A 21,838-nucleotide genomic window follows, 5' to 3' on the forward strand; every position below is an offset into this window, starting at 1 on the left:
AACAATTTTACATTATGGGAGGGTTTACTTATGAAGATTGAAGCAGCGGTCGTTAATAAGAAAAATGGCAAGTTCGAAATTAAAGATGATGTCGAATTAGCCAAAATGCAACCAGATGATTTACAAGTTCACATGGTTGCGACCGGAATTTGTCACTCAGATGAAGCTTTAAGAAAGGGCACGGCTGAGATTGGTTATCCGATTATTCTTGGTCATGAAGGTTCTGGGATTGTCGAAAAGGTTGGTTCGGAAGTAAAAGACTTTAAGCCCGGCGATCACGTCGTTCTGTCATTTTATGGTTGTGGAAACTGCATTAACTGTTTAAGGGGAATTCCCACTCAATGTTTAAACTACGCGGCCAATAACCTATCGGGGGTTCGTCCCGACGGCAGTGCGCACTTTACCGAAAATGGGCACGATGTTGCCGACATGTTTGACCAATCATCGTTTACCACGACCACGGTGGTTCGTGAACGAAACGCCGTTAAGGTCTCAAAGGACCTTGATTTAAGAAAGCTTGGTCCCTTAGGTTGTGGCTATGTCACGGGCAGTGGCACGGTTTTTAACACCTTAAAGCCTGAACCAGGCTCAACGATTGCGGTCTTTGGGACTGGAGCCGTTGGGTTAGCTGCCATGATGGCTGGTCGGATTGCTGGATGTACCAGTGTGATTGCCGTTGACATCGTTCCCTCACGTTTGAAGTTGGCCAAGGAACTTGGCGCCACTGATGCTATCAACAGTAAGGACGAGGATCCCGTTGAAGCCATCAAGAAATTAACTAATGGGCACGGAGTCGACTATGCCGTTGATACGACTGGCGTTAAACAGGTCATGGAAAGTTCGATTCAAGCCTTGGCTCAAGGTGGAACAACGGCTACGATTGCCGTAACCGACCAGCACATTAACTTGGATACTTGGAACGACCTTTGTACCAGTGATCGCAAGGTTGTCGGTGTTAACATGGGTGATTCGATCCCGCAAGTCGACGTTCCACGTTTAATTCGTTTTTACCAATTAGGCATGTTCGACTTTGATAAGACCGAGAAGTTCTACCCATTTGATGAAATCAACGAAGCCAATGCTGATTCCATCAGCGGAAAGACGATTAAACCGGTATTAGTAATTGATAAGGACTACCAACCTGGCAAATAAGGTTGATTAAATCACTTTAACATGATTGTTGAAATTAAACGTTATTGAAAGGAAGCATCATATTATGGCTGAATTAAAACATTACCAAATGTACATTAATGGAGAATTTAAAGATTCAGATTCAGGAAAAGTATTAACGGTGCTCAATCCAGCGACGGGACAGGCAATCTCAACCGTTCCTAGTGCTAGTAAGGAAGAGACGAAAGCGGCCATCGATGCCGCAGCTAAAGCCGAAGAATCATGGAAGAAGGTTCCGGCTGCCACCCGTGGCCAGTATTTGCACGCGGTCGCAAACGAAGTTCGTAAACAAAAAGACCATTTGATTTACATGCTTCAAGAAGAACAGGGCAAGATTAAGTCACTTGCCACCACTGAGATCCTGTTCTCAGCCGATTACTTTGACTACATGGGAAGTGCCAGTCGAACCTATGAGGGAGAAATCCTTCAATCTGATAACGAAGACGAAAGTATCATGATTGAAAAACAACCAATTGGCGTTGCGGCCGGCATCTTACCATGGAACTTCCCGTTCTTCTTAATTGCCAGAAAGATGGGTCCAGCACTAGTCACCGGGAACACCATTGTGATGAAACCAAGTTCTGACACTCCTAACTTAGCGCTCGAATTCGCTAAGATCGTTGAAAAAGTTGGCATTCCTAAGGGCGTTGTCAACATTGTCACGGGACCTGGTTCGGTCGTTGGCGACGAATTGTCAAAGAATAAAAAGGTCGGCATCATTAGTCTGACTGGTTCGGTTGAATCAGGGAAACGAGTCATGACGAGTGCCGCTACCCATTTGGCCAAAGTGTCACTTGAACTTGGTGGAAAAGCTCCCGCCATTGTATGTAAGGATGCTGATATTGACTTGGCGGTTCAATCCATCATTGATTCCCGAGTTGATAATAACGGTCAGATCTGTAATAACTGTGAACGAGTATACGTCCAAGAAGACGTGGCCGACGAATTCATCAAGAAATTATCGAAGAAAATGTCAGAAATCACGGTTGGCGATCCGATGAAGGACGAAAACGTTGGGATGGGTCCACTGATTAACCAAGGAGCTTTGGATAAAGTTTCAAAGATGGTTGACCGAGCCGTTGAAGCTGGCGGCAAGGTTACCGCTGGTGGTCACAAGTTGAACATCGAAGGTGGCTTTTACTATGAACCAACGGTCATCACGAACGTCAAACAGGATTCTGAGATTATTCAGGATGAAATCTTTGGACCGGTTCTCCCAATTGTGACCTTCAAGACCCTAAGTGATGCCATCAAGATGGCTAACGATAGTGACTTTGGGCTTACTTCATCAATCTTTACCGAGAATCTGGATAACGCTCATCGAGCCGCAAACGAACTCGAAGACGGTGAAACCTACATTAACCGTTACAACTTTGAAGCCATTAATGGTTCACATTCTGGTTGGAAAGAATCTGGAATTGGTGGTGACGATGGTAAACATGGAATTGATGAATTCTTAAACACTCACACCATCTACTTGCAGGGACACCCTGATAAAGCAAAATGATAATCAATATTAATAATTAGAAACGGGATGAACTCATAGAGTCGGATCAAAAGTCGACTTTATGGGTTCATTTGTTTTAGTTCTGTTTCTTCTTCATAAATTGTCAAAGTGAATAAAGATTGATAAGATTTAGGCACTAATTAAAAGACAACCGAGGAATAATTAATGAAATTACGTGCTTTAGAGAAAACTGATTTACCCAAACTCCATGAACTGTTTAATGATAAACGCGCCATGGACTACTGGTTCACCGAATCGTATCTTTCTATGTCGTCCCTTAACGAAAGATACGAACGTGAGAACAATGATCCGGCCGTTCGCAATTTTGCGATTGACGTCAAGGGCAAGTTCGCTGGAATCGTGGCATTGATTGATATTAATCCACGCGATCGAAACGCTGAGATTGAGATTGCGCTTGGCGACGAATTCGTTGGTAATGGCATTGCCCAGGCGGCGTTTGACGCTTGTGTGAACTATGGATTTGAGACGTTAAACCTCCACAAGATTTTCTTATACGTTGACGTGCAAAACAAACCCGCCGTTCACATTTACGAAAAGTTTGGGTTTAAGATTGAAGGAACGCTCAAAGACCAGTTTTACGTTAACGGAAGTTACCATGACGTGTACTGGATGGCAAAATTTGAAGATGACTCGGTTTAAGACAACCAATCTTTGGTTGTTTTTTTCTTTTCTACAAAACGCTTTACTTGCATTCAAGTCCAAGTAAAGGTGTAAATTATGGGGTAGTTAATAAATAACTAATAAGGAGAGTTATCATGGAATACTTTACATTAAATGACGGTAACCAAATGCCCGCAACTGGTTTTGGGACCTTTCAAATCACCAACCCAGAAGAGGCCGAACAATCGGTCATCGACGCCATCGCATCGGGTTATCGTTTAATCGATACGGCTCAATACTACCAAAATGAAGAGGCTGTGGGTCGTGGTCTCAAGAAGTCTGGCGTAAAACGCGAGGATTTATTTGTCACCTCTAAGGTCTGGTTCACTGACAGTGGTTACGACAAAACCATGAACATGTTTGAAACCAGCCTCAAAAAATTGGGACTGGATTACCTTGATTTATATCTGATTCACCAGCCTTACGGCGACACCTTCGGTTCATGGCGGGCCCTTGAAGAACTTCAAAAAGCGGGCAAAATTAAGTCCATTGGGGTTTCCAACTTCTACGATGATCAGATTACCAATTTGGCACTATTTAACGACGTTAAACCCGCCGTTAATCAGATTGAGATTAATCCTTGGGAACAACAAAAGACCGCCGTCGACTATCTGGAATCATTTGATGTTCGTCCAGAAGCTTGGGCTCCATTTGCGGAAGGCAAACACGCTATCTTTAACAATGAAACCCTGAAAGCAATCGGTGACAAGTACGATAAGAGTGTCGGTCAGGTCATCTTACGTTGGGAATTTCAACGTGGGATCGTGACCCTGGCTAAATCAACTCATAAGAATCGGATGGAAGAAAATATCGATATCTTCGACTTTGAATTAAGTGACGATGATATGAGTCAAATCGCTAAGTTGGACAAGGGTGAAAGCCAGTTCTTTGACCACCGTGACCCAAAGACCATTCAAAACTTCGTTAAATAATGAGAATGCGAAAGGCATAATTCATGAAGAAAATTTTAATTATTGGAGCGACCGGAAACGTCGGTCAAGAGGTCAGAAAGAACCTGTTGGAAAAGACCGATGATTTTTTGACACTCTTTTCAAGAAGTGCAGGTCAAAGGTTTAGTGATGACAGTCGAGAGCGGGCCGAGAGCGGCAACGTAAATGACTTATCTGACCTTGAAAAAATAGTGCATGGTCAGGACGAAGTGTTTGTGGCGCTTAGTGGCAATTTACCAGAAATGGCCAGGAACATTGTGGCCGCCATGGATGATGAAAACGTCAAACGCCTGGTCTTCATTACGTCAATGGGCATCTATAATGAGGTCCCTGAAGAAATTTCGGCAAGCGGAAACCTGAAGAACAATCCGCGACTGGCACCGTATCGTGAGGCGGCCGATGTGATTGAAGGTTCTGATTTAGATTACACGTTAATTCGACCGGGATGGTTTGATAACGGCAGTAGTGAATACGAAATTACGTATAAAGGTCAAGATGTTAGCGGTAATCGGGTAGCCGTTGCCAGTATTGCTGACCTAGCGACGCGCCTGCTACAAGATGACCAGCTGGATGTAAGAGAAAGTTTAGGAATTAATCGAAAAGCTTAGTTAAATGAATGTGAGGAATTGAAATGAAAGCAACGGAATTTATCAAACCGGGCGATGTTGAACTCGTTGACACGCCCAAACCCAAGATTGAAAAACCAACCGATGCCATTATCAAGGTAGTCAGGGCCAGTGTTTGTGGATCCGACCTCTGGTGGTATCGTGGCATTGACGAACGAAAACGCGATACCTTTGTGGGCCACGAAGCCATTGGAATTGTGGATTCAGTTGGATCAGACGTCAAGGACGTTCAACCCGGAGATTTTGTGATTGCCCCATTTACCCATGGTTGTGGTCACTGTGCCGCTTGTTTGGCGGGTTTTGACGGTAACTGTATGAATCAGGAAAAGGGTGCCAACATTGGTTATCAAGCCCAGTACTTCAGATACATCAACGCGAACTGGGGGCTTGTCAAGATTCCCGGTCAACCATCGGACTATTCAGACGAAATGTTGAAGTCACTGGTTACCCTTTCTGACGTCATGGCAACGGGTTATCATGCCGCCGCTAGCGCCGAAGTGAAGGACGGTGACACCGTTGTCGTCATGGGTGACGGTGCCGTTGGCCTTTGTGGTGTAATTGCGGCCAAGTTGCGTGGCGCAAAACGAATCATTGCCATGAGTCGTCACGAGGACCGCCAAAAGTTAGCCAAGGAGTTTGGCGCCACTGACATTGTCCCAGAACGTGGGGATGAAGCGGTTAAGCATGTGATGGAGCTAACCGACGGTGCTGGCGCTGATGCCATCCTTGAATGTGTTGGAACCGAGCAGTCGGTGGATACGGCAACTAAGGTTGCTAGACCAGGTGCTGTCGTTGGTCGAGTGGGCATTCCGCAAAAAGCCGAAATGAACACCAACAACTTGTTCTATAACAATACCGGTTTGCGTGGTGGCATTGCGCCCGTTACTACCTACGACCGTGATGTATTGCTGAAAGCGGTTCTTGACGGCAAGATTAATCCCGGAAAAGTTTTTACCAAGGAATTTGATTTAGACCATGTCAAGGATGCTTACGCTGCCATGGATAAGCGGGAAGCCATTAAATCGTTGTTGATTGTTGATAAGGATTAATTATGTTTGACTGAACAATAGTTTAATGAAATTAGAATGACTAGTTTTCCAAAAAAATGAGCCCTTACTCGATTTGAGTAAGGGCTTATTTGGTATATTCACTTACACATCCTGGTCGGTTGGACGAACCAAGACTTCGTTAATATCAACGTTTTCTGGTTGACTCATCATGAAGACCGCGATTTCCGCGATGTTTTCGGGACTCAACCAGCCATGCTTGTCAGCTTCAATCTGTTTTTTAATCTTGTCATCGTTGATGGTGTTCATCAGGTTCGTGTCGACAAAGCCGGGTGAGACAATCCCAGTCCGAATTCCATTTTGGTGTTGTTCCTGACGGAGACCTTCCATGATGGCTTTGACGGCGTACTTGGAACCGTTATAAACGGCGGAATTAGAGTAAACTACGTGACCAGCGACGGAATCGGTGGCCATGATTAAACCTTGACCCTGTTGTTTCATTTGTGGGACCGCAGCCACAATCCCGTTTAAAACGCCCATGATGTTGGTGTCAATGGCTTTTTTCCAATCGGCTAAACGATCCGGGTCATCGACAGGTCCCTGTGGCATAATGCCAGCGTTGTTATACATGACGTCTAGCTGGCCGTACTTGTCGATTGCCATGCCGGTCAGTTCCTGAACGTCTTCTTTCTTAGTAACATCCGTAATTTTGTAAGAAAAGTTTTTTGGATTATCAACTTCGGTGGAAAGCTCTTCAAGTTGTTCCTCGTTTCTAGCACCGACGACCACTTTGGCTCCCCTAGACAAAGCTAACTTGGCGGTGGCAGCTCCCATCCCAGAACTACCACCGGTGATAACTACAACTTTATTTTCGATTGTCATAATAAAACCCCTCTTCCAACTTATGACTTCCAATACGAGATCATTTAACGCTAAATTTAGTCCTGATTCAAGTAAATGGGTTTCAAAATTGATTAAGATTCTGTGACAAAAAACTCCTACTCATTGAGTAGGAGTCAAATCAAAGTTTTATTAGATGTTTTGGTCGGTTGGGCGAACCAGGACTTCGTTAATGTCAACATTTTCTGGTTGACTCATCATGAAGACGGCAATTTCTGCGATGTCGTCAGGTTCTAACCAGCCATACTTGGTGTTGTTATTTTGTTCAATACTCTTTTGGATTTTATCGTCGTGAACGGTTGACATCAGGTTGGTATCAACAGCGCCGGGTGACACAATCCCGGTCTTGATGCCGTTTTGGTGTTGTTCCTGACGCAACCCTTCCATGATGGCTTTGACGGCGTACTTGGAACCATTGTAGACGGCTGACCCAGGGTAAACCACGTGACCAGCGACCGAGTCGGTGGCCATGATTAAACCATGACCTTGCTTCTTCATTTGAGGAACCGCGGACACAATGCCGTTCAATACTCCCATAATATTGGTATTTAAAATATCCTGCCATTCGCTCAATTTAGCTGGATCGTCAACCATTCCCTGCGGCATGATGCCAGCGTTGTTATAAATTACGTCGAGCTTGCCAAACTTTTTGATGGCTAAATCGACTAAGGATTGCACCTCGTCTTTTTTCGTAACGTCAGTTTGTTGGTAGGCAAAGTTTTCGGGATGGTCAACTTCATCGGCCATTCGTTCTAATTTTTCTTCATTTCGTGATCCAACGACCACTTTGGCACCTCTTTTGAGGGCCAACTTAGCGGTTGCTTCTCCCATTCCAGAAGAGCCACCGGTGATGACAACTACTTTATCTTTAACAGACATCATAACAACTCCCTTCTTAATACAGGTAAAGGGTAAACCCTCATATGGCGTAAACGTCAAGAAAGGCGACTTGATGAAACTTTTCCGTCTTTCATGTAACGTTTTGAGACATTAAACCTGTTCAAATGAGAATTAAAGCCTAGACTATTGGTATACTAAATTGATGAACGGGCGTGACTTACATGGCAGCAAACGAGGTTTTTGTATTTATTTGTACGATTTTGGTGTTCTTCATGACACCAGGACTGGCGTTTTTCTACGCCGGGATGGTTTCAAGAAAAAACGTGGTGAACACCCTGATGTCGGTTTTCATCATGTGCAGCATCCCCGTTCTTTTGTGGGTCATCATTGGCTACTCGCTCTCGTTTTCGGGGAACTACTTCAACGTTATCGGTGGGATGCATGATTTCATGTTACATAATTTCAACTTTACCGCCCCAGCAACTGCCGGTCCCATCTCCAACGGTTCATACATGCTGTTTCAGATGATGTTTGCCATCATTACGCCAGCCCTTTGGATTGGTGGAATCGTTGGCCGGATGAAGTTTAAGTTCCTAATCCTGTTCACGATTGCCTGGTGTATCTTGATTTACTATCCACTCGTTCACATCGTATGGGGTGGGGGATTTTTACAACAGATGGGAGTCTTGGACTTTGCTGGTGGAACGGTCATTCACATTAACGCTGGGATTACCGCCCTGGTTCTGGCCATCATGCTTGGACGACACAAGCGCGGCAAAAACGACAAGGCTTATAACCTGACCTGGGTCTTTTTGGGAACGGTCATCTTGTGGCTTGGTTGGTACGGTTTTAACTGTGGGTCGGCACTCGCCATTAATCACATTGCGTTTCAGGCGATGCTGACGACCACGATTGCTACGGCAACCTCGATGTTAACGTGGATTATTTTGGACGTCTTCATCCTAGGCGCACCATCCCTGATGGGCGCATGTACCGGAACTTTGTGTGGCCTGGTTGCCATCACTCCGGCCTGTGGGTTTGTTGGAATTGGAAGTGCGATTGCGATTGGCATCATTGCCACGTTATGTAGTTACACCTTCATTAAATACTTAAAGCCCCGCTTGCACGTCGACGATACGTTAGATGCGTTCGGTTGTCATGGGGTATCTGGAATTGTTGGTAGTCTTTTGACCGGACTGTTCGCTAGTAAGGCAATTAATCCGCAGGTGAAGTTTAGTGGCATCTTTGCTGGTGGTTCACTTCATCAGTTTTGGATTCAGCTGCTGGCAACTGGTTTCAGTATCGTGTTTGTGACCGTCATGGTTTTCTTGATTGTGTTAGTGCTAAAGCACGTTACGAAGATGCGAGTTACTCCAGAAGAAGAGGCTAAGGGACTAGACCTGAGCGAGCATAAGGAACGAATTGATTGTGATGCGATTAATCGCTAGGATAACATGAAAGAAAATAATTTTATGTAGCTTGCCTATTAAGTAAAAAAGCTCCTTCCTAAAGTGAAAGGAGCTTTTCTCTAGTCTTTAGTTCCAGAAAAATAGTTAAGTAAAAAGTCAATTAATTTTTCAATCAAATGAGTTAATAAATTAATTATTACTGGAATAATGACTGATAGTAAGAGATACATCAAATCACCGACGAGTATAGTTAGTATTGTGGTGTAAATACTCGCCTTAATTAGTGTATCATTGACTAAATAATAATATTAGATATAATTAAAACAGTAAGAGATACACAAGTCACCAGTTTGTGGTGAACTGATGATTGAGCTTATCAGCTAAAGCTGGTGGGCTCTTTTTTGTCTTACTATCGAAGCTAATGCCAATTGAATTACCACGTTTTTGATTTTATTTTTTTCATTTTAAAACCAACATTGTTAATATTGTCTATTCAGTTTGATTATTCTAGCTCTATATACTTCACTTGAAATTGTGGGAATAAAATCCTAATACCTGAATAATTGAGTCTTCCGTAAACACCAATGTTTTTTTGCCCTAACGATCCTACGTAATAATCTAAGTTTCCTGACCCTTGATCATCTGATAAATTTTTTAATGTCTCATATTTATGGCGTTTTATGTAGTTATAAGTGGCTAAATTCTTGCTAAACTTTTTAATTTTAGTATTTGATAAAGTTATTGCTCTCATTTGAATGCTTACTGCTGCATGGTCAGCAAATAAAAGGTCAAAAGCAAGAAAACCAATCGATAAAATGATAATGAGTGATGTTGATATAAGAATTGTTTTAGCTTTCATTTTGTAGTCCCCTCAATTTATTATTTTTAGTGATAATATTTTATCACGAAATATTATTTATGTAACATAACACCTATGAAAACGGATGAGCTGATTTTATTTGTTGTAATTTCAATTTTCTCGGTGTTTTTGGTTGCTTTTAGTAATATTAATTCAAATCCAATTAATATTTTTAGCAAGGACTTAATGAGCATGGATATGGGGTCAAAGATTGCTCATCATGGAGAGTCAAAAGAAACGACATCACAATTGGCCTAAAACTGCATGGTATCGAAATTAGAAAAAGTGCTATTAGATATTATAGGTAGGCATTTATGTGATTTTCTGTTTCTCATTATAATGATGATACAATTGTCACAGGAGCCTTTATAACTCTAAAAAACAAAAATCGAGGTAGATATCTATGTCAAAAGAAGATGATCTTTTAAAGGCCGCCTTAAACGGTGGAACGTTTGACTTTCGTGACCCGTCGTTTAAACCAATCTTTGATATTCATTTTAAAAATGCTGAATTATTGAAACAGTTTAACAGTGAACCAGATCCAGTTAAGCAACAGGAAATCTTGGCTAAGATTACTGGCAGAGAAGTACCGGAAAACGTGATTGTCTTTCCACCACTTCAGACTGATTTTGGTCGCAACATTTTCTTAAAATCAGGAGTCTTAATCAACATTGATTGTCTGTTTGACGATGCTGGTGGAATTTATCTCGACGAAAACGTTTTGATTGGACCACGAGTTTCACTGATTACGCTTAACCACGATACGCGACCAGACCACCGGAATTTGATTACTACTGGTGCCATTCACATTCACAAAAATGCTTGGCTTGGAACTGGTGTCATTGTTCTTCCAGGTGTTACCATTGGTGAGAATGCCATTATCGGTGCTGGCTCGGTTGTCAATAAGAATGTTCCTGCCAATTCAACTTACGTAGGCGATCCGGCCAAACCAATTAAGCGGCATGACTAAGAGTAAAATTGGTTTTAGCGTTTTTGAAACATGGAATGATTTGAGATAATAAAACTGTGAGTATTAACAATATAAATGCCAAAGCCCCTAACTAATGCGATAGTTAGAGGCTTTTTGTGGCGTATCAGTTTTTTATTACTATTTGTTTTATCCCTGGCTAGGGAAATTAAAGATCTGACCTACTAGTTGTTCTATGATTAGTAAGTCGTATTGAGTTAATTTTTCAATGAATTTAATATTTCTATCACTGTTACTAGACCAATCATAACTTGCTAGTTGACTAGTTATAACCTGACCATGTGTTTTGTATCCATTTAAATTAAAATTACCAGCATAGTTCCGAATTGTACTCGTAATTGGACAAACAACAACAAAACGAGTTGCGTCATTAAAGGCTTTGGTACTGATTACTAGGCCAGGACGTCTTTTTTTAATTTCGTTTCCTCTACTGGGATCAAAATCAATCCAAACAACGTCTCCTTGATTTGGACAATACGATTGATTATTCAAATCATTTCACGTCCCTCTAGTTGACTTTTATTATTAATGGGAGACTGGTAAAGTTTTCCGTTGGCATATTTTTTGTCGCCATAAATTTGTTTTATTTTTGGGACCAACATAAGTGCTCCCTGTTGATCTTTAGTTAGAAAGTATTCTTGTCCCAAAGCTAATCCATATTCTTTTTGAGTCTCACTATTGAAGTTAATACCAATTGAGTTTCCGCGTTTTCTGATTTTAACTTTTTCCATCAACATCATCTCCTTAATTACATTGTATCACATGTAACACTGAAGAACATAAGAGTACATAGTTTTTCTTTTTTTATTGTTAATTAAACTTTTTAATATATTTAGAACCTCTTAATTGGTTTTGAATTTTTGGTATTTTATTTCTCATTATTGGTGACTGTTGTTCGTTTTTGGAGGATTTATAGGATGGTTTGTTCCTGAAATTGTTGATGTATTTAAATAAATTAAATGAAGTGCCAGACATAGAATTTTAACTTTATCTGGCACTTCATTTTATTTTTACGGTTTTTGTTAAATAGTTTTACCTCATCTCAATCACTATCTTGCCAGTAGCGTGGTGTGATTCCAGTAGTTTATATCCCGTTAGCACGTCACTAAACGGGAAGACCTTGTCAATAATCGGCCTTAACTGCTGGTCTTCAATCATCTGGGTTAAAATATCCAGTTGAGGTCCACTGGGATGCATGATGAAAAAGGTGTATTCAACGTGATGTTTTTTGGCTAAAAGTCGCAAGGGACCACTAGCAATCTCAAACAAAATCGATTTAAACCAGCCGAGATGATGTTTCATTCCAAATTTAAAGGTTGGAATTCCATTGATTGTGATTAGCTTGCCACCAGGTTTTAAGATTTTAAAGGTATCTTTGAGGGTCTTACCGCCACGACTGTCAAAGGCAATGTCGTAATCACTTAACACCTCGGAAAAATCCGTCGTATGATAATCAATCACTTGTTCGGCACCTAAAGAGCGCATTAACGCCACGTTCTTTTGACTCGTGGTTGTCGCAACGAAGGCACCTCGCGCTTTGGCAATCTGAATTGCCATGGTACCAACGCCACCAGATCCGGCTTGAATGAAGACTTTTTGGCCCTTTTTCAGTTTGCCAATTTCAATTAAAGCCTGGTAGCTTGTTAATCCGGTTAGGGGAACGGCACTGGCGTCAACTAGACTCAAGTTACTAGGCGTTTTAGCGATGTCGTTCTCGTCAATCGCGATAAATTCGGTTAAAGTGCCACTTTGATAATCATCAGGACGCCCGTACACCTGGTCACCCAATTTGAATTTAGTTACCTTTTTACCGATTTTGACAATCGTGCCAGAGAAGTCGTTTCCGACGGTAATTGGCAACTTGTACGGCATGATGATTTTTACCTTACCGGATTGAATCGTGTAGTCGATTGGGTTGAGTGACGATGCTGCGATTGACACTAAGACCTCGTTGTCATTGATTTGAGGAACGGGAATGGTGTCTTTTACAAAGGGCGTTCGGTATTTCAGCAGTTGTAGTGCGGTCATTTGTTTGGGGATGTTAGTCATATTAGACACCTCTTACATAAATTTAGGGATCAGACGATCCATCAGTCGCGTTGGTAAAACGGCATTGAAGAAAGCAGTCGGTTTTGCACCGAACCCGATGAGATATCGTGGTCTGAGATTTCTGGCTAAAACGACTTTTTGAATTGTTTTGGCAATTAAAGTGGGTTGTGACGCTAATTTTGAAGCATAAATTTTATTAGTTTTCTCGGCCATTTCTTTAGCGGCTGCTTCGTACTTGGTTCCTTTAGAGGAATCAACCAGCTTGTTCATAGCGATTTTGGACCAGTTACTTTTAACGACCCCTGGTTCGATTAGAACTACCTGGATGCCAAACCTTCTTACTTCCATTCGAAGTGAATCACTTAAAGTTTCAAGTGCATGTTTGGATGCGAAGTACCAGCCGGCGAGTGGGCTACTAAACCGGCCTGCCATTGAAGAAATGTTGATGATTTTGCCCGCGTGTTGTTTTTCCATGTAGGGTAAAACCAGTTTGGTTAGGGTAACTAACCCGAAGACGTTGACGTCAAATTGGCGTTTGGCTTCCTCAGTGCTGACGTTTTCGATGGCGCCAAAAGAACCATAACCAGCCCCGTTGATCAAGACGTCAATCTTGCCGGTGGTTTGAATAACTTGATGAACACCTTTTTGCATCGAATTTTGGTTGGTAACGTCCATGTTAATTGGTGTAACCCCGAAAGCCTTTAAAGGTTCCATTGCGTCCGTGTTTCTGGCAGCTCCAAAAACTTGATAACCGGAGTTTGCCAGTCGTTTAGCGGTTTGATATCCCATTCCGGAGCTAGCTCCTGTGATTAAGATCGTTTTCATTAGTTACCTCCTAAATGATATAAGTTTCATTGATTAAGTTACACGAGTATATTATAATACAACTGTTACATTTGCAACTATTAACCAAAAAAAGGTGATTATTAATGGAAAAGAAGATTGACAGAAGAGTTCGAAAGACCCAGAAAGCCATCCAGGACAGCTTTCGTGAACTATTGCAGGAGAAACCTAGTTTAGATCAAATTTCGGTGAAAATGATTTGCGATCAAGCCGACATTACGAGAAAAGCCTTTTACGACCACTATTCTGACAAGTCGGCGCTGGTTTTGGACTTTATGAATTCGTATTTCAAAGAGTTGAGGTTGACCTGTCAGAATGTCGACGACACCAAAGTCCAAGAAAAGATTGAACTTTGGATTAATTTCTTCACTCAGGATCGTAACTTCTTTCGTAATCTATTAAAAAGTCAAGATTCGTATCAGTTCAGAAAAGAATTCAACGATTTTACCAGGGAACAACTGGCGTTTGTCACTAAAGACATCAGTCAAACGGAACTAGACTTCATTTGCTACGGAATTGATGGCATCATCGAAGAGCTAGTTTTATCAGACGAGCAGGTTAATAAGGGTAAACTGGCTAAAAGGGTGAAGGCGATTTTAGTGCCATATCTGAGTCAAGATAAATAGGAGGATGCTGCGATGAAAAAGATTTTAGTGGTTGAGACTAACACGACTAATTTTCCCAATAGTAATCGACTGACTGGCTTATGGTTGGGGGAATCAGCTGAATTTGTGGCGGAAGTTCAAGAGGTTGGATACGACGTGGATTATCTTAGTCCGAAGGGAAGGTACGTCCCGATTGATCCGAGAAGTATGAAGTCGTCGTACGTTGATGCTGATACTCTAAGGATGTATCAAGATCGCGACTATCAGAATCATGGATTGGCTAACACTCTGAAACCAGTCGACATCAACCCCGAAGACTATTTGGCGATTTACTATACTGGTGGCCACGGAGTAATGTGGGATTTCCCCGATGACCCGCAGTTACAAAAAATCAGTTTGGAAATCTACAATAACGGTGGATACATCTGTTCGGTGTGTCATGGCATTGCGGGAATCCTTAACATTAAGTTGCCAGATGGGAAATATCTCATTTCTAATAAAAAGATTACTGGTTTTACGACTGCTGAGGAAGTTTTAAGTGGCAACTATAAAAGAGTGCCATTCTTAAATGAGAAGGTTGCCAAAGAGCATGGGGCCCATTTTGAAAAGGTACGACCATTTAAAAGCCATGTCGTGAGGGATGGACGCTTAATCACGGGACAAAATCCGCAATCACCGAAAGCGGTGGCAAAGGAGCTTGTGAGGGCGATAAATATAAGCAAGAAATAAAAAGATATATAATACTAATTATTAATTTAGCTAAAAGGAGGCTCACAATGATTGCCATTGTGAGCCTCCTTTTAATAAGAATGATTAATTTTCCCTTTCTTTTTTCATTTGCTTATATATTTCTAGTTTTTTGTTTATAAAATTGATGTAATTATTTACGATATTTTTGTTTTCAATAAGATGTTTTTTATGTTCATTTAGTAAATAAATTCTTTCATCAATTGAACTGTTACCCTTTTTTCGTAACATTGAATATTTAACAATTGTTTTTAATGGCATTCCGGTTTGTTTTAATCTTTTTATGAATTCAATCCATTTTATGTCTTTTTCTTGGTACGTTCTTCGATTACTTTTAGATCTTTTCGGATTCAATAATCCCAATTTTTCATAGTACCGTATTGTATCCATTGAAAGGTTTACTTTTTTAGAAAATTCACCAATATTCATAATTAATTATCCTATTTTGTTGATATAGATCTAAAATTGTATTTATATCAGCATTAATTATACTATATAATAATTTATTTTTAACAGTAAAAGGCTAAATAAATTAACGTGATTTAAATACAGTTTTAGCTACTTCAATTGCATTCAACACTTTAGGAAATCCAACATATGGTATGCACTGGATAAACGTTTCGATTATTTCGTCTTTTGTAAGACCAACATTTAAACTCCCATTAATATGAACTTTTAATTGCTCTTTAGTGTCTCCTTGGGTTAATAGGGAAGTAATTGTTATCATTTCTCGTTGCTTTAAGTTTAGGGTTCCTCTTCCATAAATATCGTTAAAAGCAAATTCGATAATCAAAGATCCAACATCTGGAGCAACTTCATTCAATGACTCCATAACTTGATCGGCTGAAGACACATCGATCTTATCTAACAATTTTTTGCCATTTTCAAATCTTTTGTTATCCATAAAATATTATCTCCTTTATTTTTGTTAATTAGATAATATCTTATGGAGTTAACTCCATGTAAAGCGTGATTTTAGGATATTAAAAATATCATTTTAATTACGTACTACTAATAAGGTCATAATTTAAATTATTATAGATAATTGTAGAGAAATAAGTTTATAATTAAGATGAATAATTAGAAAGATAGGAGATTAAGAAATGCTATTACATAAATATTTAAAATTATTATCTCACTCGGAATCTTTTTTGTGGTTCTCAAGTAATTAATAAAAGTGTTCATGCCGATGATGTGAATAATCAATCAGTTACGCTACAAATTAATTATCTTGATAGTGAAAGCTATCAACCAATCTCGTCGTCTACTTCTATAACTGGAAATGCGGGATCTTCTTATCACATTACTCCTTCACAAATTAGTAATTATAAGTTTTTTGGTAGTAGTGACCCGATTAATGGTACTTTTACTTCTGGTGATAATGTAATTAATTTATATTATAGTAAGACTCCTGCAGCTAGCTCAAAAACTAGTAAAGAGGCTCAAAGTCCCGCTAGTCCTAAGAATTCGTCCAGCAATAACAGTCCTATGAAAAATGGATCGAAAGAAGCAATTAATAACTCAAATAATTCAAATAAGTCTAGTAATACAAATGATTCAAGAAAATCGAAAGTCAATAAAAAGAATGCTAGTTCATCTCCGGTTACTAGTAAAACGGATGATAATGGTAAAAATGCTGGTAGCAAAAACAAAGTCAAAAATTCTGGTCATGAAAAGAAAGATACAAATAAAAAATCAACTAAGCATGATAAAAGGAATAAAAGTAGTAAAACGCCATGGATTATTGCAATTATTGTGTTAATTTTAGTTGGTGCAGTTGGTGGATTCATCTGGCATCGTTTCCACAAATCAGAACACTTTAAACATTAATTTTAATAAGAACTGAATATCAGTAAAATACAACTAATTTATGATTAGTTGTATTTTTTATGATTTATATTTTATTTAAGTGTGAAATTTGAAATTATATAGAAAGCAGTACCATTATTTCTGTCGTTCATAATAAGTCTGAACTACAGTACTTTGATCATGCAATTAATCTAAATAGCTTAATTTGATAGTCATCCTCAGGCCACTAGCGGTTTGGGGGTGATTTTATTTCCGAACAATTCGTGTGATTTTCATTTTTATTTCGTTTTATCAAAACAATTATTGTGAAATTATTATTTATGTTAATTTATTTCAGAATAAAATGAGAATCAAAATGATTTAAAATATTGATCTTAGTATATTTGCTGATCCAGAAGCGCTTGTGAAGTTGTTATTTATTGCCATGCCAATAGTGTAAGCGGTTGCATTATTAAAATTCCGAGTATATATTGAATGTGTAAATAAAAACAAGCGCTTATTTTACTTACTATTAATTAATACTAAATTTAACATGATAAAAAGAGGCTATTTATTATGAACGATAAAATGAATGCTTTAGTAATGACTGCCAAACAGAAGATGAAGATGGAGCAGATTGACACTCCAACTCCAAAAGACGATGAAGTTTTAGTTGAAACAGCCTATGCCGGAATCTGTGGGACTGATAATGGGCTGTTCAACGGACTACCAGGCTCCACTGACGCCACCCCACCAATCGTGTTAGGTCACGAAAATTCTGGGATTGTTGCCGCCGTTGGTAAAAACGTCCAAGAATTTAAAAAGGGTGATCGGGTGGCCGTTGACCCCAATATTTATTGTGACAAGTGTTTCTATTGTCGAACTGGTCGTTATGAACTCTGTGACAACTTGTCAGCCATTGGAGTAACTCGTAATGGTGGACTTGCTCAATACTTTACAGCACCTGAAAAAGTGGTTTACAAGTTACCAGATTCAGTCTCACTTCAAGCTGCATGTTCACTTGAACCAATCTCTTGTGTGGTTCACGCAATGAAGATTACCGAGAACATTACCCCTTACCAACACGCTTTAATCATTGGTGATGGTTTCATGGCTCGTCTGTTCGCTCAAATCCTGCGTGACTACGGGATTCAACGAATTGATTTAGCTGGGATTCTAGACGACTCGGTGCTTGACCGTTTGAAGACTGAATTAAAGTTAGACAACGTGATTAACACGACAAAGACCCCGATTAAAGAAAATTATGACTTTGTGGTTGAAGCCGTTGGTCGTCCTGAAACTCAAGAAGAGGCCGCTGAACACACCAACAAGGGTGCTCAAGTGCTGATGTTTGGAGTCGGTAAACCTGATCAGACCTTCTCAATGAATACTTACAACGTCTTTAAGAAACAGTTAACGATTAAGGGATCGATTATTAATCCCCATGCCTTTGAAGATGCGATTGCTTTACTGGCATCCGGTGCCGTTAAGACCACTCCATTCCAGGATAATATTTTAAAGCTTGACGAAGTTGAAGGAGTTCTAAATCACACGACCCCCAGGATGGGGAAGTCGATTGTCGCAGTTAACCCAGAACTTAAATAGAAAAATGTGGTGATTGTTATGACTTCAAATAAAACACCACGAACGATTTCGATGAGTGCTTCGATTATTTATTTTATTATTTCAATCATCATCAATTCACTTGGAAACGTTCTGACGTTGGTCACCAGTGCCAAGGTGGTTCCCCAGTTTTTGGGGTCCGCGTACTGGACGGCGGCCGAAACCAACTTTAGTATTGCGATTCATTGGAATCTTTTTTGGACCTTTGTCCTGATCGGAGTTGCCATTATCATCTTGAATGCGCTCTTGCTTGGAAAATGGGACTGGGGCAGAGCCATTGGAAACATGATTTTCATGATTCCGTTTTCCTGGTTAGTTCAGGTATTCTATGACCTTTTGACCGAGATTATCAAGTTACCGGAGGCCCGTTCGTTGGGCTTAATCACCGTTTACGTGCTGGTCAACTTTATCGGAGTTGCATTTATTGCGATTGGAATTTCGATTTATCAACGGGTCAACCTGGTCTTACACCCAAATGACGATCTAATGCAGATCCTACGTTTCAAGTATTTTAAGGGGAACGCCGCTGAAGCAATGTGGGCTTCATACATCCCACCGACTGTTATTGGAATAATTGCGATTTTGATCACACATCGAATTGAATACTATGGGATTGGAACGATTTTTGCCTTTCTTTTCCAAGGTGGCATTACCGGAATTGCCGATAAGGTCGTTTTTCCAAGCCTCAAGCACCAAGCGTTAGATACGTCTAATGGCATAGAAGATTCAACGGTGGCAACCAACGTTGATAATGATGAACACCAATTATCGCATAATAAAAAGGGGAGTAAGAAAATGAATATTAGTGATTACTTTACTGGTCTTCAACACTTAGGAATTCCTACCAAAGACCTTAACAAAACCATTCAGTATTATGAAAAACTTGGATTTAAAAAGATTGGCGATTTCCCAAATGGTAACATTCACTGTGCCTTTATGAAATACGACAACCTCACCCTTGAAATTTGGGAAGGCGAGCCAACCAACCCAGTTGATGGCGCGATTAACCACTTTGCCTTAAATACCACTGACATTGAAAGTGCCTTTAAGGCCGCTAAAGAAATGGGACTGAACGTCGATGATGATCAGATTCAATACATTGGGGCATACTGGACAAAGGGAATTAAATTCTTTAACGTCTATGGTCCTAATCACGAACGCATTGAATTTTGTCAGATTCTGAAGTAACGATTGATTGCCATTAAATTATTAAAACCTCAATTTTTAAAACCCATACCAAAAAGGGGATGTTGAACAATTTGTTCAGCATCCTCTTTTAATTTTATAGGGATTTTTCTGATTTGTAGTTATCAGATTGATTTATTTATCACATTCACAAAAAAACTCTTGCAATAAATCCTCTGGGGGGGGGGTAACATGGCATTATGAGAAGTTAAAATTTAATAACAATGTCATGATAATGTTCGTTTTTAATGAATACTTAGTACATTGTAAGATAGGATTGTGAAAGAGTAATGCATTTTAAATCAAGAAGGATTCGTTTTAATAAGGTTTTTAATCGTACGAATTTAATGTTTTTTTGTATTTTTTTATTTGCTAGTATGATTTTTTTAGGAATATGTAGTTACACTTCTCCTTTGTACTATTTTGACTATTCACCAGATAGTAACTGCTATTTTACTGTTGGGAAAGCTATGATGAATGGAATTATTCCGTATAAAGATTTATTTGAACAAAAGGGTCCTTATGTTTATTTTATTCATGGAATTGCTTGGTTAATAAATTCCAAAAGTTTAGTTGGAATGTTTCCATTTGAAGTGTTGTCTTTAATGGCAATTATGTACTTTGCTTATAAAATAACGCATCTTTATATAAAGAGTAATCCTATTTCTGTTTCAGTAGGCCTATTAACGTCAATATTATCACTCTATCACCCATACTATAATTATGGAGATTCCGTTGAGTTTTTTGCTTTTCCTGCAGTTTTAGGACTTATTTATCTTGTTTTACTAATTAGTAATAGAAACTTTACAGTTACAAAGCTTGAATGGTTAATTCAAGGTATTATTGTTGGAATTATTATATTTTCAAAATTTACTTTAATCGGAAGTTGGATTGTCTTCTATTTTCTCATTTTTGGTTTTTATCTTTTTCATAAAAGGTTTGAAGCGATGAGAAACATGATTTTATATAGTGGATTAGGTTTTTTATTATCTACTGTTCCATGGATTATTTATTTTATTATTACTAATTCATTAAAACAATTTATTAATGTTTATTTTATTGCCAATATTTTCCAATATAGTGGATCTCATGCTTCTATCATTGGGAAATTAATTAATGCTTTAATAGTATTTGAAAAATTTCTTACTTCTGATCCAATAATATTTTGTTTTGGATTTTTAGGAATTTTATTTTTATGTTTATATAATAACTTTTTTACAAACACGTTTACGCATATATTAATTTTGCTTATGTTATTTGGTAATGCACTTATTTCAATTTATGGACATGATCTATCTAATGTTCTTCAATATTATGAGCTTATATGGTTCCCTTATATTATTCTTTCAATAATTGCCTTAGTAGTCTACTTATATAAATCCTTATTAAAAAGTAAAATAAATGTAAAAGAGAGAAATATTATATTAGGAACTTTTCTTCTTTCCTTTTCACTTTTGCTAGGAATAAATAATAATGTAATGAACTCTAAAGTTTTTGCCAATAATGGATCGATGACTGTCAATCCAACTGGCAAGCCCACTCAACCTGCGCAAGTTATATTTGGTAAAATTATAGAACATAATTCGAAAGGGAAACCAACTTTATTAAACTACGGATCTCTTGATATGGGAATTTATACAACTTCAGGTGCAATGCCATCAACTTATTATTTTCAAAATTATAATTTTCCAGCAAAGTTTGAAAAGAAAGTTTTGAATTCTCAATATAATGTTATTAAGGATAGAAAAGTTCAGTGGGTAACTTTGAATACACTTGGAGGAACAAGTATTAGTGAATATAGTGGACCAGGTGGTGAAAAACAAGGACAGATGGCAGGAAGTAATTTAAATCCTGGAACACAACAAATTTCTTCGACGCTTTTTAAAAATTATAAAATCGTAGCAAAGCATGGGCAGAATTTTGAGAACCAAAATGTTACGTATTGGTTATTAGAAAGAAAAAAGATTTCTCATCATAAAAACAAACAACATAAAAATACCATTCAACGGGGTGCTTATCAAACAACATATAATAGTTATTATTGATCACAAAAAAAGGGAT

23 protein-coding genes and 1 pseudogene are annotated in these 21,838 nt (G+C 39.0%); 15 read left to right on the forward strand and 9 right to left on the reverse strand.

The window, feature by feature from the left end; translation table 11 throughout:
* Positions 1–30: 30 nt before the first annotated feature.
* The 6 genes from AC6UD1_RS05925 to AC6UD1_RS05950 all read left to right on the forward strand — a co-directional run bounded on the left by AC6UD1_RS05925 (position 31) and on the right by AC6UD1_RS05950 (position 5,983).
* Positions 31–1,152 (forward strand): NAD(P)-dependent alcohol dehydrogenase, encoded by a 1,122-nt coding sequence (locus AC6UD1_RS05925; protein ID WP_500701455.1) that lies wholly within the window; start codon positions 31–33, stop codon positions 1,150–1,152.
* 64 nt (positions 1,153–1,216) lie between these two features.
* Positions 1,217–2,677, forward strand: coding sequence for an aldehyde dehydrogenase (gene aldA / locus AC6UD1_RS05930; protein WP_500694229.1), 1,461 nt, complete (start codon positions 1,217–1,219; stop codon positions 2,675–2,677).
* 165 nt (positions 2,678–2,842) lie between these two features.
* Positions 2,843–3,337: a GNAT family N-acetyltransferase gene (locus tag AC6UD1_RS05935; protein ID WP_500707538.1), complete on the forward strand. Its 495-nt coding sequence runs from the start codon at positions 2,843–2,845 to the stop codon at positions 3,335–3,337.
* 116 nt (positions 3,338–3,453) lie between these two features.
* Positions 3,454–4,290: an aldo/keto reductase gene (locus AC6UD1_RS05940; protein WP_500707539.1), complete on the forward strand. Its 837-nt coding sequence runs from the start codon at positions 3,454–3,456 to the stop codon at positions 4,288–4,290.
* Positions 4,291–4,313: 23 nt separating this feature from the next.
* A complete protein-coding gene (locus tag AC6UD1_RS05945; protein WP_500707540.1) occupies positions 4,314–4,916 on the forward strand; it encodes an NAD(P)H-binding protein in 603 nt (200 codons plus the stop codon).
* 23 nt (positions 4,917–4,939) lie between these two features.
* Positions 4,940–5,983 carry a zinc-dependent alcohol dehydrogenase family protein gene (locus tag AC6UD1_RS05950; protein WP_500707541.1) on the forward strand — a complete coding sequence of 348 codons (1,044 nt, stop codon included), beginning with the start codon at positions 4,940–4,942 and terminating at the stop codon, positions 5,981–5,983.
* Between the two features lie 102 nt (positions 5,984–6,085).
* On the opposite strand, the gene AC6UD1_RS05955 is transcribed toward AC6UD1_RS05950, so the two are convergent.
* Positions 6,086–6,823, reverse strand: a complete 738-nt coding sequence (locus AC6UD1_RS05955) for an SDR family oxidoreductase (protein ID WP_500707542.1) — start codon at positions 6,821–6,823, stop codon at positions 6,086–6,088.
* Between the two features lie 150 nt (positions 6,824–6,973).
* Positions 6,974–7,720 (reverse strand): SDR family oxidoreductase, encoded by a 747-nt coding sequence (locus AC6UD1_RS05960; protein ID WP_500707543.1) that lies wholly within the window; start codon positions 7,718–7,720, stop codon positions 6,974–6,976.
* Positions 7,721–7,902: 182 nt separating this feature from the next.
* Between AC6UD1_RS05960 and AC6UD1_RS05965 the strand changes: the two genes are divergently transcribed.
* Entirely contained in the window at positions 7,903–9,129 is a 1,227-nt protein-coding gene (locus tag AC6UD1_RS05965; protein ID WP_500695913.1) for an ammonium transporter, read from the forward strand.
* 463 nt (positions 9,130–9,592) lie between these two features.
* Here AC6UD1_RS05965 and AC6UD1_RS05970 read toward each other — a convergent pair whose 3' ends face one another.
* The gene (locus tag AC6UD1_RS05970) at positions 9,593–9,949 is read right to left on the reverse strand and encodes a hypothetical protein (protein ID WP_500699731.1); all 357 of its coding nucleotides are present in this window, start codon (positions 9,947–9,949) and stop codon (positions 9,593–9,595) included.
* A gap of 403 nt (positions 9,950–10,352) precedes the next feature.
* On the opposite strand from AC6UD1_RS05970, the gene AC6UD1_RS05975 reads away from it, so the two are divergent.
* On the forward strand, positions 10,353–10,919 hold the full coding sequence (locus AC6UD1_RS05975) for an LbetaH domain-containing protein (RefSeq protein WP_500707544.1): 567 nt from the start codon (positions 10,353–10,355) through the stop codon (positions 10,917–10,919).
* A 147-nt stretch (positions 10,920–11,066) separates the two neighbouring features.
* Here AC6UD1_RS05975 and AC6UD1_RS05980 read toward each other — a convergent pair whose 3' ends face one another.
* From AC6UD1_RS05980 to AC6UD1_RS05995, 4 genes are all read right to left on the reverse strand, one after another.
* A complete protein-coding gene (locus AC6UD1_RS05980) occupies positions 11,067–11,429 on the reverse strand; it encodes a type II toxin-antitoxin system PemK/MazF family toxin (RefSeq protein WP_500699733.1) in 363 nt (120 codons plus the stop codon).
* Entirely contained in the window at positions 11,426–11,668 is a 243-nt protein-coding gene (locus AC6UD1_RS05985) for a hypothetical protein (protein WP_500694239.1), read from the reverse strand. Before AC6UD1_RS05985 ends, AC6UD1_RS05980 begins: the two co-directional genes overlap by 4 nt.
* 301 nt (positions 11,669–11,969) lie before the next feature.
* On the reverse strand, positions 11,970–12,986 hold the full coding sequence (locus AC6UD1_RS05990; RefSeq protein ID WP_500707545.1) for an NADP-dependent oxidoreductase: 1,017 nt from the start codon (positions 12,984–12,986) through the stop codon (positions 11,970–11,972).
* Between the two features lie 12 nt (positions 12,987–12,998).
* Entirely contained in the window at positions 12,999–13,811 is an 813-nt protein-coding gene (locus tag AC6UD1_RS05995; RefSeq protein ID WP_500707546.1) for an oxidoreductase, read from the reverse strand.
* 104 nt (positions 13,812–13,915) lie between these two features.
* Between AC6UD1_RS05995 and AC6UD1_RS06000 the strand changes: the two genes are divergently transcribed.
* Both AC6UD1_RS06000 and AC6UD1_RS06005 read left to right on the forward strand, forming a co-directional pair.
* Positions 13,916–14,455: a TetR/AcrR family transcriptional regulator gene (locus tag AC6UD1_RS06000; RefSeq protein WP_500707547.1), complete on the forward strand. Its 540-nt coding sequence runs from the start codon at positions 13,916–13,918 to the stop codon at positions 14,453–14,455.
* A gap of 12 nt (positions 14,456–14,467) precedes the next feature.
* Positions 14,468–15,163 carry a type 1 glutamine amidotransferase domain-containing protein gene (locus tag AC6UD1_RS06005; protein WP_500707548.1) on the forward strand — a complete coding sequence of 232 codons (696 nt, stop codon included), beginning with the start codon at positions 14,468–14,470 and terminating at the stop codon, positions 15,161–15,163.
* Between the two features lie 84 nt (positions 15,164–15,247).
* On the opposite strand, the gene AC6UD1_RS06010 is transcribed toward AC6UD1_RS06005, so the two are convergent.
* Both AC6UD1_RS06010 and AC6UD1_RS06015 read right to left on the reverse strand, forming a co-directional pair.
* Complete coding sequence (locus tag AC6UD1_RS06010; RefSeq protein ID WP_500707549.1) at positions 15,248–15,610, reverse strand: MerR family transcriptional regulator; 363 nt, start codon at positions 15,608–15,610, stop codon at positions 15,248–15,250.
* Between the two features lie 103 nt (positions 15,611–15,713).
* Complete coding sequence (locus AC6UD1_RS06015) at positions 15,714–16,085, reverse strand: carboxymuconolactone decarboxylase family protein (RefSeq protein ID WP_500699738.1); 372 nt, start codon at positions 16,083–16,085, stop codon at positions 15,714–15,716.
* A 290-nt stretch (positions 16,086–16,375) separates the two neighbouring features.
* Here AC6UD1_RS06015 and AC6UD1_RS06020 point away from each other — a divergent pair, with 290 nt between their 5' ends.
* The 5 genes and pseudogenes from AC6UD1_RS06020 to AC6UD1_RS06040 all read left to right on the forward strand — a co-directional run bounded on the left by AC6UD1_RS06020 (position 16,376) and on the right by AC6UD1_RS06040 (position 21,822).
* Positions 16,376–17,011 carry a MucBP domain-containing protein gene (locus tag AC6UD1_RS06020; RefSeq protein ID WP_500707550.1) on the forward strand — a complete coding sequence of 212 codons (636 nt, stop codon included), beginning with the start codon at positions 16,376–16,378 and terminating at the stop codon, positions 17,009–17,011.
* 546 nt (positions 17,012–17,557) lie between these two features.
* Positions 17,558–18,574, forward strand: a complete 1,017-nt coding sequence (locus AC6UD1_RS06025) for a zinc-dependent alcohol dehydrogenase family protein (RefSeq protein ID WP_500707577.1) — start codon at positions 17,558–17,560, stop codon at positions 18,572–18,574.
* A gap of 18 nt (positions 18,575–18,592) precedes the next feature.
* A pseudogene (locus tag AC6UD1_RS06030) lies at positions 18,593–19,315 on the forward strand (DUF6198 family protein); the annotation flags it as partial.
* Positions 19,316–19,387: 72 nt separating this feature from the next.
* A complete protein-coding gene (locus AC6UD1_RS06035) occupies positions 19,388–19,780 on the forward strand; it encodes a VOC family protein (RefSeq protein WP_500707578.1) in 393 nt (130 codons plus the stop codon).
* A gap of 374 nt (positions 19,781–20,154) precedes the next feature.
* On the forward strand, positions 20,155–21,822 hold the full coding sequence (locus AC6UD1_RS06040) for a teichoic acid glycosyl transferase (protein ID WP_500707551.1): 1,668 nt from the start codon (positions 20,155–20,157) through the stop codon (positions 21,820–21,822).
* Positions 21,823–21,838 lie beyond the last annotated feature (16 nt).

It is taken from the genome of Fructilactobacillus sp. X8R1C1, from assembly GCF_059900945.1.

Coding starts and splice junctions, on each gene's coding strand:
- AC6UD1_RS05925 (WP_500701455.1), top strand. CDS start 31: ATGAAGATTGAAGCAGCGGTCGTTAATAAGAAAAATGGCAAGTTCGAA.
- aldA (WP_500694229.1), top strand. CDS start 1,217: ATGGCTGAATTAAAACATTACCAAATGTACATTAATGGAGAATTTAAA.
- AC6UD1_RS05935 (WP_500707538.1), top strand. CDS start 2,843: ATGAAATTACGTGCTTTAGAGAAAACTGATTTACCCAAACTCCATGAA.
- AC6UD1_RS05940 (WP_500707539.1), top strand. CDS start 3,454: ATGGAATACTTTACATTAAATGACGGTAACCAAATGCCCGCAACTGGT.
- AC6UD1_RS05945 (WP_500707540.1), top strand. CDS start 4,314: ATGAAGAAAATTTTAATTATTGGAGCGACCGGAAACGTCGGTCAAGAG.
- AC6UD1_RS05950 (WP_500707541.1), top strand. CDS start 4,940: ATGAAAGCAACGGAATTTATCAAACCGGGCGATGTTGAACTCGTTGAC.
- AC6UD1_RS05955 (WP_500707542.1), bottom strand. CDS start 6,823: ATGACAATCGAAAATAAAGTTGTAGTTATCACCGGTGGTAGTTCTGGG.
- AC6UD1_RS05960 (WP_500707543.1), bottom strand. CDS start 7,720: ATGTCTGTTAAAGATAAAGTAGTTGTCATCACCGGTGGCTCTTCTGGA.
- AC6UD1_RS05965 (WP_500695913.1), top strand. CDS start 7,903: ATGGCAGCAAACGAGGTTTTTGTATTTATTTGTACGATTTTGGTGTTC.
- AC6UD1_RS05970 (WP_500699731.1), bottom strand. CDS start 9,949: ATGAAAGCTAAAACAATTCTTATATCAACATCACTCATTATCATTTTA.
- AC6UD1_RS05975 (WP_500707544.1), top strand. CDS start 10,353: ATGTCAAAAGAAGATGATCTTTTAAAGGCCGCCTTAAACGGTGGAACG.
- AC6UD1_RS05985 (WP_500694239.1), bottom strand. CDS start 11,668: ATGGAAAAAGTTAAAATCAGAAAACGCGGAAACTCAATTGGTATTAAC.
- AC6UD1_RS05990 (WP_500707545.1), bottom strand. CDS start 12,986: ATGACTAACATCCCCAAACAAATGACCGCACTACAACTGCTGAAATAC.
- AC6UD1_RS05995 (WP_500707546.1), bottom strand. CDS start 13,811: ATGAAAACGATCTTAATCACAGGAGCTAGCTCCGGAATGGGATATCAA.
- AC6UD1_RS06000 (WP_500707547.1), top strand. CDS start 13,916: ATGGAAAAGAAGATTGACAGAAGAGTTCGAAAGACCCAGAAAGCCATC.
- AC6UD1_RS06005 (WP_500707548.1), top strand. CDS start 14,468: ATGAAAAAGATTTTAGTGGTTGAGACTAACACGACTAATTTTCCCAAT.
- AC6UD1_RS06010 (WP_500707549.1), bottom strand. CDS start 15,610: ATGAATATTGGTGAATTTTCTAAAAAAGTAAACCTTTCAATGGATACA.
- AC6UD1_RS06015 (WP_500699738.1), bottom strand. CDS start 16,085: ATGGATAACAAAAGATTTGAAAATGGCAAAAAATTGTTAGATAAGATC.
- AC6UD1_RS06025 (WP_500707577.1), top strand. CDS start 17,558: ATGAATGCTTTAGTAATGACTGCCAAACAGAAGATGAAGATGGAGCAG.
- AC6UD1_RS06035 (WP_500707578.1), top strand. CDS start 19,388: ATGAATATTAGTGATTACTTTACTGGTCTTCAACACTTAGGAATTCCT.
- AC6UD1_RS06040 (WP_500707551.1), top strand. CDS start 20,155: ATGATTTTTTTAGGAATATGTAGTTACACTTCTCCTTTGTACTATTTT.